The sequence below is a fragment of the Mesorhizobium sp. WSM4809 genome, from assembly GCF_055811655.1.
On record NZ_JBVVQW010000018.1, the window covers coordinates 45,063 to 57,543 of the forward strand.

A 12,481-nucleotide genomic window follows, 5' to 3' on the forward strand; every position below is an offset into this window, starting at 1 on the left:
TCATCCCCTTCGGCGATGAACGGCTGCCGCACGACCAGTCATCTTGGCCCTGAGTTGCTAGCTGCCGTAAGCAACTTGGTTTCCGATCAGTTCAGAGCGCCTCATCTTCAACGATGCCTGTCGTGGGCTCGCGCTCTTCGCCGTCGCCCTCCCCCCGGCCAAGTCCGATCGGTATATCCCCGGCCAGCAGCTTTTCCTTCGACAGCAGCCCGGCGTCCTCGAGCGCCTCGAAATCCGGCAAGTGGCGCAGCGTGTCGAGTCCGAACTGCGACAGGAAATTTTTGGTCGTCACATAGGTATAGGGCGCGCCCGGCTGCGGGCTGCGCGGCCCCGAGGCGATCAGATCTTGCGCGCGCAGCACGCCGATCAGGTCGCGCGACACTTCCTTGCCGAAGAAGCCTGACAGCTCGCCACGGGTGATCGGCTGGAAATAGGCAATGCACATCAAAACCAGCGCCTCCGCCTGCGACAGTTCTTTTGCCCCCTCGCCCGCTGCCGTGCCGAAGGCGGCGCGGATAGCGTCCCCAAAAATTTTTTTGGTCCGGTGCTGCCAGCCACCGGCGACCGCGACCAGCTCGTAGGGGCGGCCGGCGAGCTCGGCGCGGATGTCGTCGATGATCAGCTCGAGATTGCAGTTCTTCCCCACCACCCGCGCGAGGACACTACGTGTCACCGGCTCGCTGGCGGAAAAAATCACCGCTTCGACGCGGCCCATCCACTCGCGCCAGCGAAGCGCGGCCGGCAGATGTTCCAGCTCGGTATCCAGCAAAGCCGGCTGAACGTTTGGCTTGCGGCGGGCAGACGCTTGGCTCATCCCTACAACCCAAACAGCCGAAATGTGGTGCGGCCGGAAAGCTCGCGCACCGTATCGAGCTGTTGCAGCCGCTCGAACAGGCGTCGCGCCGCAAAGCGCGACAGGCTTTTGGTCGTTAGCGATCCGGAGACGACGTCGTCGTCGAGCAGTCTTTGGATCACATCGCCCGCCCCCTTTGCCCTGAGCTTCGGTGCGATGGCGATGAGCCTTTCGGCACGGCGCGACAACTCGGCGGCCAGCCGGCAGGACTCCACCGCCGCTTGAACCAGCGCAACACAGACCGCGCGCTCAAACCCTTTTTCGCCCGGCCGAATGCGCTTGCCGCCGCCGTCGGGGCGAAAAGCCGGACCAAAGGCCTGAGCCATCAGCAGCGGCAGCGACTGCGGCCAGCGCAGGCTGTGCGCCAGCACCAGATCGGCGAGCCACCACGCCAAAAGCTCGGCATCGGGGCGCACGGCGACGACGTGAGCGGCAATCGCCGCGGCGGCGAACGGCGCCGGCCGCTGCAACCCCGCCAGTTTTTCGATCTCTGTGCAGAGGTCGGCGAGCGCGGCACCATCCAAATGGAGCCCGAGCTGGTCGACGATCTTTTCGAGCCGATCGGCGCTGGCGACAGGCGGCTGCCCGGCCAACTGCCGCCAGGCCCCAAAGATGGTGCCGGCGGGTCCGGGGTCGGTCCCGACCTGGCGCAGATACCAACCGTCGCGCAGGGCGGCCGCGTCCTCGGCGCGGCCAACAAGCCGCATGCTGGCGGCGGCGCAGCGAAGCGCCAGGCGCTGCCGCCAGGCCCCGGCCCCGGCAGGCTGCGCGCGGGTGAGCGTATCGAGGGCACCCAGGGCGGCGCCTGCCCGGAAGGCCGCGTCGCCGTCACTCGGCGCGCCGGCGCTTGTGATCGCCCAAGCCGGAACGAAGGGCGGCGCAGAGAAGCTGGGGGGCGCGGGATCGAGGCGAATCATGATTTGGAGGGTAAAGTGCCGGTGCGCTTTTTGCCATGTGTTTTGCACCAAAACGCACAGCCCGTCGTACCAACAAAACGAATGATAATGTTGCATTATCGTTCGTTATTGCGCTACAAGGACAAATGGCCGTTTTCGTTGAGCAGAAGCCCAAAATTCACGCCCAGCGACCCTCCGGACCACCCCACAGCGCGACGGTCTTTCCTGGAACGGCACAACGATAGCGCTGGTGCATCCCAATGACGCTTTTAAGCCTGCGGGCGCAAACCTGACGCTGCCCGGTAGAAGATCACCCGCACCGACGGAACAAGCTGGCTGAGGTAATCGAAATCGCCAACATTGCCGGTCAGGACCGTCGCCCCGAGCATGCCGGCCTGGTGAATGATCAGCGCATCGTTGAGGAAGCGGCGTTCATGCCCCTTCCCTTTTGGCAGATGGCTCAGCCGGAACAACAGGCCGGCCAGCATGCCGGCGCGTCCCCAAGCGGCGGCGTCGGGTGCATGCAGCCGGTGCGCCGGAATATCCTCGATCGTATCCGCAACGGCTCCCAGGACCGACTTCGTAGTCGGGTGCGCCGGGTCGAGCCGGCCGAACACGGGGCTGAGCTCGGCAAGGCAGATGGCCGAGTGGTGACAGAGCCGATACATCAGAAGGTTATCGACCGCTTCGGGCGTACGTCCCTGCAGGACATCCAGATAGACGCTGGTGTCGAGGAGCAATACGCCGCCGACAGGCGGCTGGTCACCTGCCCAGGACAGGGCGGAATCTGGTCGCCGTTCCAGCCCTGCCCTACGCCGCTGTGGTTTTAGAGACCGCAGTGCGCCGCCTAGATCAAATGCCAAGATCGATGTCCGCGGAGATGCTGCCCTTGCGGCCGACGAGCCGGGCGCCGAAATCATCCTCGAGGGCCAGTCGCGACAAGGCCAGCTCAAGCAGTTCGGTATCGGAGGTCACATGGGCGCGCTTCTTTGCCGCCTCAATCAATTCCGACGGCACCCTGCCGGAAAGGCGGGTGTTCTTGGCCGCGCCAAGCAGGCCGACCGCCCTCGCCTGCTCAAGCACCAGACGGTTGCGTGTGTGTGCGACCCGCTCCTCGCTTTCGGCTGTCGCTGCGCCACGTGTGGTCATCGTGAGATCTCCATCTGTTGAACGAAATATAAAGGATGTTGAACACGAAGACAAGGAGAGACCACCCCCGGTGGCGATAACCGGACCTCTCGCAACCGCAGCTATTCCGTCACACAGCTCGCGGTGGACAATTCCGGACTTTGGCCGCACCTTCGCTCGCAAGAATCGCATTGCTGCGACATTAGAATGGACGAGGCTGGATGGGCAAAGCCCGTAATTTGATGGTGTCCACCGACGCAATCGACGCCGATGACCTGCCGGACATTGTCGACGTCGTCATGGAGATGGGGCGGCCGGATGAAGGCCCCTCCCCTCCCCCGCCGGTCCTTGACCCGCGACAGACATCGTTGCCTACGCATCTCGAAAAGCTCGCCGACCGTGCGCGCGATTATGTCGAGGCAGCAAGTTCGGCGAACACCCGTCGCGCCTACGCAGCCGACTGGAAGCATTTTTGCGCCTGGTGCCGGCGCCAGTCTTTTGATCCATCGCGGCCGGACCCGCAGACCGTCGGCCTCTATATCACCGCGCAGGCTTCGGGCACTGGAAGGGACAAAAAGGCGGTGGCGACGATTGAGCGCCGCCTGTCATCCCTGACCTGGAACTACACGCAGCGCGGCCAATCGCTTGACCGGAAGGACCGTCATATCGCAACCGTGCTCGCCGGCATCCGCAACACGCACGCCGCCCCGCCCCGTCAGAAGGAGGCCGTCCTGCGCGACGATCTCATCGCCATGCTGGAGACGCTCGACCGCGGCACGCTGCGCGGCCTGCGTGACCGCGCCATGCTGCTTTTGGGCTTCGCAGGCGGCTTGCGCCGCTCCGAAATCGTCGGCCTCGATCTTGCCCGCGATCAAACCGAGGACGGTCGCGGCTGGATCGTGTTTTTCCCGGACAAAGGGGTGCTGGTGACATTGCGCGGCAAGACTGGCTGGCGCGAGGTCGAGATCGGCCGCGGCTCGTCCGACGCCACCTGCCCGGTCGTCGCCCTGCAGGCCTGGCTGAAGTTTGCCCGCATCGCGCATGGCCCCTTGTTCCGCCGTGTCACTGGTCAGAGCAAAACGGTAGGCGTCGATCGGCTCAACGATCAGGAGGTGGCCCGGTTGGTCAAGCGCACGGCCTTGGCCGCCGGCGTGCGCGCCGATCTCTCCGAAGGCGAGCGGGGACAGAAGTTTTCCGGACATTCACTGCGCGCCGGCCTCGCTTCCTCTGCCCAGGTTGATGAGCGCTACGTGCAAAAGCAGCTCGGCCATGCCTCGGCTGAAATGACTCGCCGCTATCAGCGCAGACGCGATCGTTTCCGTGTCAATCTCACCAAAGCATCAGGCCTGTAGGGCGAAAGACCCCTCCCCTGCCCTTCGGAGCCGAGCGTGCGTTATCGCCAGGATAGCTGGTCCTTCGGCAACCGGCCGCTTGGGTCGAATACGGTTATCTTGTGCGGCAGATCCGGACCCCAGTCCCAAAGGACCAGGTTACGATCCTCCATCTCGGCGCTCGGCGCGAAACTTGGGACCACAATGCCGGCAATACTCCGAGGCCGCAGCCGGTCGTAGACGGACCAGGACGCCGGACGCTCTCCGTCGCTAAGCGCCGTCGCCCAGGCGCAGGCCATGTTCTCGAGCGCGATAGAAAATTCTCCCCTCGCCTCGTCCGTTGTCAGATCCACGATGTCATCGCAGTCGATTTCATAGGAACACAGCACGCAAGGATCGATCCGGTGCGCGAACCCCTGGTTGGCTTCTTTGACCGCTGTCATAATGGTCAGCGCCAAATAGAGCGCCGGCACGCCTTTGGGATTAAATCGCGCACCTCTGATCGCCGCCCCTTCGCCGGAAGTCGGCTTGAATGCCCAACGTGGATCGTGTGCCCGGTAGCAGGTTCCAACGAACCTCAAGCGAAACCACCAACGGCCATGTGATCGAGATAATCACGCACCGCAGCGGCCTTGCCGTCCTTCACCAGCGCTTCGGCGGTGCGCCCGCCAAATGCCGGAAGCGGCTGAGCCCGATACCAAGCCATCGCCTGCTCCTTGCCGCCCGCCCAATCCGTCACGCGGCTGATGATCTCAAGCATTTCCCGCAGACGCCCCTGTGTCTTAACCGTAGCACTGCGCTCTGAGCGATAAAGGGTCTCGCGAGCAAGACCGGCGGTCTGGGCCAACTGGCCCTTGGACATGCCAAAACCGTCCGCGACCTGCTCGATCGCAATCTTCCCGTTCCGGTCCATATAGGACAAGATGAGAGGTTCATTCTGCTCGGGGATCTTGAGTGCGTGGGCCACAGAATTCATCCTACCATACTGAGAGTCATATTTCTTGTGCAAAAGATATGGCGGTTCTCGGCACCTTTCAAGCCCAAGACCGAACCATTCAAGCTGCTGCCACCGCCCTAGCACGCACGCGGATCAAGCTGACCGTGCGCGCGCTATGTCGAAGCAGCGAGTTCGGCAAACACCCGTCGCGCCTATGCCGCCAACTGGAAGCATTGTTTGAGCTCGGTGCCGGCGTCAGTCGTTTGATTCGCAGCCGCAGACCCACAGATCGTTGGCCTCTACATCACGGCCCAGGCCCCGGGATCGGCAAGGGACACAAGTCGGCGTCGACCATCGAGTGCTGCCTGTCGTCGCTGGCTTGGCACTTTACGCAAACGCGGTCGACCGTTCGACCGGAAGGACCGGCATATCGCCACCGTGTTCGCCGGCGTCCGTAAACAAACACGCCTCCCCTCCCATCAAAGTGCGCGACGTTCTTCTCGCCATGCTGGAAACGCTTGACCGCGGCACCGAGCGGTCTGCGCGACCGCGTCATGTTGCTTTTGGGCTTCGCCGGTGGCTTGCGCCGATTCGAAGTCGTCGGCCTCGATGCTGCGCGCGATCAAACCGACGACGGTCGCCGCTGGATTGAATTCTTTCCAGACAAGGGCGTGCTGGTTGCGTTGCGAGGCATGGCCGGCTGGCGCTAGGTCGAAAGTGATCGCTCGTCCGACGCCACCTGCCCGGTGGTCGCGCTGCAGACCTGGCTGAAGCTGGCCCGTATTGCGCATGGGAGCCGAGCGGCTGAACGGTCAGGAGGTGGCGCGGCGGGTCAAACGCGGTCTTGGCCGCCGCGTGCGCGGGGATCTCTCTGAAGGCGAGCGGGCACAGGAGTTTTCCGGGCACTCGCTGCGCGCTGGGCTCGCCTCCTCCGCCGAGGTCGACGAGCGTTATGTCCGCCTGCCCGACCCCGCTTCCGTCGAAACCGTCCTCGCGGCTTTAGAGCCGCACTCGGTCGGCCGAAACGCTTAGTTTAGCTTCTTCAAGGGATAGGAAAGATGACGTGGCCGCTTTGCAATGTCGGGTCAGCGCGGTCGAGTTTAATCTGCAGATATTCCTCAGCAGCTCAATGTCGTGATCACTTGCCATGCGCCGGTGCGGGGTAGCCTAAGGAAGCCGAAAAAAATTTGCGCGGGACGCTTGGGTAAGCACGATTTGGGCTTTGGATAAGTGGATTTGTCCGCAGACAAAATCGCCGAATTGTATAGCGTATTCAGGCGCATGAATCGGATCATGTGATCCTATCCCGAGACATTAAGCTTTTGTTAACTTTAAATTTCTTGCCCGGGCGAGCGAATCGGACATAATGACGGTTGCCTGGCGCTTTTACGTCAAAAATCGTTTTTAGAGAGTCTCGATCGAATGAACGTGAGTTCGCCCGTTCCTACGAAAATCCCGCTGCTGTTCGAGAAAAGTATCCTCGATCAGGGCGACCAGATATCGAAGAAGTTGCACCTGCTTTCGATGCAGCGCTTCCCTCCCCACGCAAAGAAAAATCTTCGTTCGTTCTCGCTGGCGGAGGTTGCCACGTATCTGGGGGTTTCCCAGAGCCATCTGAAGAAACTGCATCTGGAAGGAAAGGGACCGGTGCCTGAAACCTCGACGTCGGGCAGACGCTCGTACACTGCTGAACAGATGCTTGAGCTGCGCCAGTATCTCGACCAGTACGGTCGATCTGACGCCCGCATGTATGTTCCCCATCGGCGACCGAGCGAAAAGCTTCAGATTTTAGCTGTGGTTAATTTCAAGGGGGGCAGCGGAAAGACCACTACCGCCGCCCATCTAGCCCAATACCTTGCACTTACCGGGCACCGTGTCCTAGCTGTCGATCTCGATCCGCAGGCGTCGCTTTCTTCGTTGCATGGATTCCAACCTGAACTCGACCAGACGAAATCGCTCTACGACGCGATCCGTTATGACGACGAGAGGGTGCCTCTCTCGGAAATCATCAAGCCGACGAATTTCCCGGGCTTGGACATCGTGCCAGCGAACCTAGAGCTGCAGGAATTTGAATACGACACGCCTCTGGCAATGACGGACAAGTCTTCGAATGTGGGCAGGGCGTTTTTCACGCGCATTTCGACTGCATTGATGGAGGTCGACGATCGCTACGATGTCATAGTTATCGACTGTCCGCCGCAGCTTGGCTATCTGACGATCACTGCACTGACCGCGGCGACCTCAGTGTTGATCACCATCCATCCGCAGATGCTCGATGTTATGAGCATGGGCCAGTTTCTGCTGATGCTCGGGAACATCCTGGAGCCGATCAGGGCGGCCGGTGCGGAGGTGAATCTGGAGTGGTATCGCTATCTTGTTACTCGATTCGAACCCACAGATCAGCCACAGGCGCAAATGGTAGCGTTCCTGCATACGCTGTTCGGCGAATTCATTCTGAAGAACCAGATGCTGAAATCAACGGCGATTTCCGATGCGGGGATTACCAAGCAGACCCTCTACGAAGTCGAAAAGAATGCGATGACCCGTTCCACATACGAGCGGGCAATGGAAGCCTTGGACGTCGTAAACGGCGAAATCGTAGCTTTAATTCATGAAGCATGGGGGCGTTGACTTTGTCTGCTGACAAAAGTGGATATTTGCCAAATGTATTCAATGGACTACGCGCTATCTGGAGGTAAATATGGCACGTAAGAATCTTCTTGCAGGCCTCGTAGAAGCGGAGACCGACGACCGGGCGTCATCAGCCTCCGCTGCGGCATATCCGATTCGCGGCGCGTCAAAATCCATGATCCGCTCAGTCAACGAGTTGGCGAAGCAAGCGGATGCGTATCTTGAGGGCGAGCATGTCGTCGAACTTGACCCAAGCGCAGTCGACGGCTCGTTCGTTTCCGACCGCATGGGCGACGACGAGGAACAATACCAAGAGCTGCTGGAAGCGATTCGGGAGAGAGGGCAGGATTCTCCCATACTTGTCCGTCCGCATCCGAGCTCAGACGGGCGCTACATGATTGTCTTCGGCCATCGCAGAGTCCGAGTCGCCCGCGAACTGGGACGAAAGGTGAGGGCGGTCGTCAAGGAGATCGATGACAAGACCCATGTAATTGCCCAGGGTCAGGAGAATTCCGCTCGGGCAAATCTCAGTTTCATCGAGAAGGCGATGTTCGCTAAGCGCCTTGAGGATTTGGGGTACGACCGAGAAGTGATCTCGTCAGCATTGGCCTCGAACGCCGCTGCGGTCTCGAAGATGGTATCAGTTGTCACAAGAATTCCGGCATCTGTGATCGGCAAGATTGGATCAGCTACGTCTGTAGGCCGCGAGCGGTGGGTTGAGCTGTCTCTGCTTGCCGGCAAGAAATCCGAAGTGGTCAATGCAATCTTATCCGAACCAGAATTCGCCGAGCTGGAGAGCAACGAACGCTTCGAAAGGTTGCTAGCAGCCCTGAATTCGACGGGGAAACCAGTTCGCAAGGTGGCTGTGAAGTCCCAAGCACAATCCTGGGTCCCCGAGGACAAATCAGTTAGCGTTAGCGTCAAGAAGGCAGGCAAAGCCATCACTATCGCCGTGAAGGAGATGGACGGCAGCCGTTTTGGGACGTGGATTTCCGACAATCTGGGCAGCCTTTATGAGGCGTTCAGAAAGTCGGAGAAGGCATCAACAGGAGACTAAAACCGCAAAAGAAAAAGGCCCCCGAACGTCACCGTCGCGGAAGCCCTTCTCGTCTGTCGCAAGCTGAGAATCGCATTTCCCCGAATCACTGTCAAGAGTCGTGGCGCCGTTTTGGCGAGCAGATTTCTTTTGCCTAATCGAAGGTGAAAGAAGATGGAGACGGGTATTGCAACGACGCCCTTTGGGCGGCGACCGATGTCGCTTGCCATGTTGGCAGCGCAAAACGATTCACGTGAAATCCCCAAGGACAGGGTCGTCGACAAGTGGCAGATCTACCGCAACCTCTGCGAAGGCAAGAGCATCGTCGGCATCGGCGATCGTGCTCTGGCCGTCCTGAATGCGTTGTTATCTTTCTATCCTGACAGTGAGTTGAGTGAGGAGAACGATCTCATCGTCTTTCCCTCGAACGCTCAGCTGTCGCTCAGGGCGCACGGGATGCCTGATGCCACGCTTCGGCGGCACCTGGCGGCTCTTGTTGACTGCGGGCTGATCACCCGTCGGGATAGCCCGAACGGCAAGCGTTACGCCCGCAAGGGCAGGGGAGGGGAGATCGAGGAAGCATTTGGCTTCTCCCTGGCGCCGCTGCTGGCCCGTGCTTACGAATTCCAGGCGGCGGCCGAGCGTGTCCGCGCCGACAACAGGGCGCTCAGGCTTATGCGCGAGCGGATCACCTTGCACCGCCGTGACATCCATAAGCTGATAGAGGCGGCCCTTGATGAAGACGTCCCTGGCGACTGGGGAGGCCTGTGGAAGCGCTTCCGCGGCGTTGTGGAGGCAATTCCTCGCCGAGCTTGCATTGCCGAGCTCGAGCCCATCGTCGCCGATCTGGCCGCCTTGCGTGAGGATGTGGATAAGCTGCTGGAAATTCATATGAAATCTACGAATCCGAGCGGCAATGACTCTCAAAACGAGCGGCAGCAATCTGATTCAAATACCGACTCTATTTTTGAATTTGAACCTGCTCTAGAGAAAAGCGGGGCGACGGCCGAGCCCAGGACGACAACCGCAGAGGCGCCGAAAACATACCCGCTGGGGATGGTGCTAAAGGCCTGCCCCGAAATTGCGGATTATGCCGTCGATGGGATCGGCAATTGGCGCGATCTCATGATAACCGCCGCCCAGGTGAGGGGATATCTGGGCGTTTCGCCGTCAGCGTATGAGGAGGCCTGCCATGCGATGGGCCAGGAAACCGCTGCGATCGTGATTGCCTGTATCCTGCAACGTGCTCAGCACATCAATTCCGCCGGCGGCTATCTGCGCGTGCTGACTGACAAGGCCAGGGTAGGGGCGTTTTCGGTCGGGCCGATGCTAATGGCGGCGCTGAAGGCTAACGGCGCCACAGCGAGGATGACGGGATGAAGATCGCCAATCCCGCAGCTTATCGCTTTGCGCTCAGCTCAAAGCGAATGCGAGTCGGTTCTGGGTGGCTTTCTGCGCAGTCTGATTGACGAGGCACAAGAGCAGGACAGTTTCCGTGGGGCCTGTTCCCAATCATACGATGATCCGCGCCCGTTCCAGCTGCCGCCCGGCATGGTTGCGAGTACTCGGCCTATTACACGGCGGCTTAAACTGCCTATCGTTTTCGCGGGCCTGCCAATGCTTGTGGAAAGCCCGGAAATCCCGTATATTCCGGAAGAAGGAGTCCTGCCGATGACCACTACCGTCACCGCCGCCGCCGTCTCGAAAAACTTCGGCGCCTATCAGGATGCCGCGGTTCGCGACCCGGTCATCATCACCAAGAATGGCCGGCCGCGCACTGTGCTACTGGCTTACGAGGATTTCGTCCGGCTCTCGAAGCGCGACAGGCGGGTCGAGCTCACGACAGAGCTCAGCGCGGACGAAATCGCCGCGGTCGAAGCCGCAGAAATGGAGCCGGGTCTTGACCATCTCAACGACGAGCTCCTTCCGGCAAAAGGTCTGACGGCAAAAAATGCTGCCGGCTGAAATCAAGGTCGGCCACGTTTTCCGTTATTCGTATCTCTGGCATTGGCAACATCGTGAAGGCCGCGAGGAAGGCGACAAGGACCGGCCCTGCCTGGTGCTAGCGCTGGTCGCCATGCAGGAGGACGGGTCGCCGGTTGTCCGAGTTCTACCCATCACACACACACCGCCTTCCGATCCCGCCAATGCCATCGAAATCCCGGCTGCGGTCAAGTTGCGCTTGCGGCTCGACGGCGAGCGGTCGTGGATCGTTTTGACGGAAAGCAAACCGGTTCGCCTGGCCGGGTCCCGATATCCGGTCGCTGGACACGGAGAGCGGCTATTACGGGCCGTTGCCGCCCGCGCTGTTTGCCGCGGTCAAGCGGCGGTTTATCGCCATTGCGACAAGCCAAGCGCACAGGAGCACGCCACGCTCCGCGTAGCCGCTGATCGGCACCGATCAGCGTCGCGGGCACGATCGGTGAAGGAGCCTTGGACTTGCGCCGACAGTTGCGACGCCGCGGTAGTGAGCATACTCGTCATGCGCGACCACACCACCGGCCGATCGAATGGGGTCTTGCAATTTTCGCTTCTGCTGCGTTTAACTCCGCAGTCTCGAAATGAACCGGACTGGCTTAACGGCCAAGTCCACGTCGCAGTTGACACAGAGGAATGCACAGATATGGCGACCGGAACCGTGAAGTGGTTCAACAGCACCAAGGGGTTTGGATTTATCCAGCCCGACAACGGCGGTCAGGATGTTTTCGTCCACATTTCCGCTGTCGAACGCGCGGGCCTCTCGACTCTGAATGAAGGTCAGAAGATCAACTATGAGATCGAACAGGACCGCCGCACTGGCAAGTCCTCTGCCGGCAGCCTCAGTAAAGCCGGCTAAATTTTCTCCTGCGTCCCGGCAAGAGGGAAATGAACGCGAGATAAGGCGGAGTTTGGTCTTCCGCCTTTCCTTTCACATTCTGAGCAGATCCTGCCGATAGCAGCCGCGCGCTGCCGCACGGCCCTCGAGAGATAAAGTCAGGCTGCGACCTTCTAGCTTGTCCGCTTCGCCGGCGCCGGCTTTTCCGGCTCTTTCGGTTTGCGGCCGAGCCCCATGGTCTTGGCCAACGCCGAGCGCGCAGCGGCGTAATTCGGGGCGACCATCGGATAATCAGCCGCCAGGCCCCATTTGGCGCGATATTCGTCCGGCGTCAGCCCGTAGTGGCTCGACAGATGGCGTTTTAGCGATTTGAATTTCTTCCCATCCTCAAGGCAGACGATGTAGTCCGCCGTCACCGACTTCTTGATCGGGACCGCAGGCTTGAGCGCCTCCGGCTGTTCTGCGGAGACGGCTCCGGCTGTGCCTTTCAAAGCCGAGTGTACTTGGCCGATCAGGGCGGGGAGATCGCCCACCGGGATTGGATTGTTCGAGACATAGGCTGAGACGACCTCGGCGGTAAGCTCGATGAGGGTGTCGAGGTTGTGATCGGCTTCTTCTGTCATGAAACTCTCCGGGTGGCTTTAAAGACAGCAGGCGAACTCCTGCTACATACGGGCGGCTGCAGCTGAAAGCAATAAATGTCTCGGCAGCTTAAGTATCGCCATAAGCTAATTCTAATACGCGGCGGCACCGGTAATCGTCGGCTGCTGGGCGCCGGAATCGATGTCCAGCCGTGCCGTCTTGAGCGTTTGTAGTTCGGAAAACAATGGGGTCAGGACAAGAGCTGTTCAAAA

13 protein-coding genes and 2 pseudogenes are annotated in these 12,481 nt (G+C 60.5%); 8 read left to right on the forward strand and 7 right to left on the reverse strand.

The genetic code is table 11. From position 1 onward, the window contains the following. Nucleotides 1-91: 91 nt before the first annotated feature. From scpB to AC0L24_RS28790, 4 genes are all read right to left on the reverse strand, one after another. Nucleotides 92-814: an SMC-Scp complex subunit ScpB gene (gene scpB / locus AC0L24_RS28775; protein ID WP_473564516.1), complete on the reverse strand. Its 723-nt coding sequence runs from the start codon at nt 812-814 to the stop codon at nt 92-94. A gap of 2 nt (nt 815-816) precedes the next feature. Then, entirely contained in the window at nt 817-1,770 is a 954-nt protein-coding gene (locus AC0L24_RS28780) for a DUF1403 family protein (RefSeq protein ID WP_473564580.1), read from the reverse strand. A gap of 248 nt (nt 1,771-2,018) precedes the next feature. Beyond that, nucleotides 2,019-2,612, reverse strand: coding sequence for a type II toxin-antitoxin system VapC family toxin (locus AC0L24_RS28785; RefSeq protein WP_473564517.1), 594 nt, complete (start codon nt 2,610-2,612; stop codon nt 2,019-2,021). After that, complete coding sequence (locus AC0L24_RS28790) at nt 2,602-2,898, reverse strand: hypothetical protein (protein WP_473564518.1); 297 nt, start codon at nt 2,896-2,898, stop codon at nt 2,602-2,604. Before AC0L24_RS28790 ends, AC0L24_RS28785 begins: the two co-directional genes overlap by 11 nt. Nucleotides 2,899-3,098: 200 nt before the next feature. Here AC0L24_RS28790 and AC0L24_RS28795 point away from each other — a divergent pair, with 200 nt between their 5' ends. Beyond that, nucleotides 3,099-4,229, forward strand: a complete 1,131-nt coding sequence (locus AC0L24_RS28795; protein WP_473564519.1) for a site-specific integrase — start codon at nt 3,099-3,101, stop codon at nt 4,227-4,229. A gap of 41 nt (nt 4,230-4,270) precedes the next feature. Here the strand turns inward: AC0L24_RS28795 and AC0L24_RS28800 are convergent, their stop codons facing one another. Further along, a complete protein-coding gene (locus AC0L24_RS28800; protein ID WP_473564520.1) occupies nt 4,271-4,789 on the reverse strand; it encodes an RES family NAD+ phosphorylase in 519 nt (172 codons plus the stop codon). Further along, the gene (locus AC0L24_RS28805; RefSeq protein ID WP_378925698.1) at nt 4,786-5,175 is read right to left on the reverse strand and encodes an antitoxin Xre/MbcA/ParS toxin-binding domain-containing protein; all 390 of its coding nucleotides are present in this window, start codon (nt 5,173-5,175) and stop codon (nt 4,786-4,788) included. Before AC0L24_RS28805 ends, AC0L24_RS28800 begins: the two co-directional genes overlap by 4 nt. Nucleotides 5,176-5,209: 34 nt before the next feature. Between AC0L24_RS28805 and AC0L24_RS28810 the strand changes: the two are divergent. From AC0L24_RS28810 to AC0L24_RS28840, 7 genes and pseudogenes are all read left to right on the forward strand, one after another. Then, nucleotides 5,210-6,105, forward strand: a pseudogene (locus AC0L24_RS28810) (integrase); the annotation flags it as partial. Nucleotides 6,106-6,567: 462 nt separating this feature from the next. Further along, a complete protein-coding gene (gene repA / locus AC0L24_RS28815; RefSeq protein WP_473564521.1) occupies nt 6,568-7,776 on the forward strand; it encodes a plasmid partitioning protein RepA in 1,209 nt (402 codons plus the stop codon). 70 nt (nt 7,777-7,846) lie between these two features. Further along, complete coding sequence (gene repB / locus AC0L24_RS28820; RefSeq protein ID WP_473564522.1) at nt 7,847-8,833, forward strand: plasmid partitioning protein RepB; 987 nt, start codon at nt 7,847-7,849, stop codon at nt 8,831-8,833. A gap of 153 nt (nt 8,834-8,986) precedes the next feature. Continuing rightward, a complete protein-coding gene (gene repC, locus AC0L24_RS28825) occupies nt 8,987-10,192 on the forward strand; it encodes a plasmid replication protein RepC (RefSeq protein ID WP_473564523.1) in 1,206 nt (401 codons plus the stop codon). Nucleotides 10,193-10,483: 291 nt separating this feature from the next. Beyond that, nucleotides 10,484-10,777, forward strand: a complete 294-nt coding sequence (locus AC0L24_RS28830; RefSeq protein ID WP_473564582.1) for a type II toxin-antitoxin system Phd/YefM family antitoxin — start codon at nt 10,484-10,486, stop codon at nt 10,775-10,777. Next, nucleotides 10,764-11,196, forward strand: a pseudogene (locus tag AC0L24_RS28835) (plasmid maintenance toxin (PemK-like)). Before AC0L24_RS28830 ends, AC0L24_RS28835 begins: the two are co-directional and overlap by 14 nt. 239 nt (nt 11,197-11,435) lie before the next feature. After that, nucleotides 11,436-11,648 carry a cold-shock protein gene (locus AC0L24_RS28840; protein ID WP_095777381.1) on the forward strand — a complete coding sequence of 71 codons (213 nt, stop codon included), beginning with the start codon at nt 11,436-11,438 and terminating at the stop codon, nt 11,646-11,648. A gap of 152 nt (nt 11,649-11,800) precedes the next feature. Here AC0L24_RS28840 and AC0L24_RS28845 read toward each other — a convergent pair whose 3' ends face one another. Next, on the reverse strand, nt 11,801-12,250 hold the full coding sequence (locus tag AC0L24_RS28845) for a Ros/MucR family transcriptional regulator (protein WP_473564524.1): 450 nt from the start codon (nt 12,248-12,250) through the stop codon (nt 11,801-11,803). Nucleotides 12,251-12,481: the final 231 nt, after the last annotated feature.

Coding starts and splice junctions, on each gene's coding strand:
- AC0L24_RS28830 (WP_473564582.1), top strand. CDS start 10,484: ATGACCACTACCGTCACCGCCGCCGCCGTCTCGAAAAACTTCGGCGCC.
- AC0L24_RS28845 (WP_473564524.1), bottom strand. CDS start 12,250: ATGACAGAAGAAGCCGATCACAACCTCGACACCCTCATCGAGCTTACC.
- repA (WP_473564521.1), top strand. CDS start 6,568: ATGAACGTGAGTTCGCCCGTTCCTACGAAAATCCCGCTGCTGTTCGAG.
- repB (WP_473564522.1), top strand. CDS start 7,847: ATGGCACGTAAGAATCTTCTTGCAGGCCTCGTAGAAGCGGAGACCGAC.
- AC0L24_RS28790 (WP_473564518.1), bottom strand. CDS start 2,898: ATGACCACACGTGGCGCAGCGACAGCCGAAAGCGAGGAGCGGGTCGCA.
- AC0L24_RS28840 (WP_095777381.1), top strand. CDS start 11,436: ATGGCGACCGGAACCGTGAAGTGGTTCAACAGCACCAAGGGGTTTGGA.
- AC0L24_RS28795 (WP_473564519.1), top strand. CDS start 3,099: ATGGGCAAAGCCCGTAATTTGATGGTGTCCACCGACGCAATCGACGCC.
- repC (WP_473564523.1), top strand. CDS start 8,987: ATGGAGACGGGTATTGCAACGACGCCCTTTGGGCGGCGACCGATGTCG.
- scpB (WP_473564516.1), bottom strand. CDS start 814: ATGAGCCAAGCGTCTGCCCGCCGCAAGCCAAACGTTCAGCCGGCTTTG.
- AC0L24_RS28780 (WP_473564580.1), bottom strand. CDS start 1,770: ATGATTCGCCTCGATCCCGCGCCCCCCAGCTTCTCTGCGCCGCCCTTC.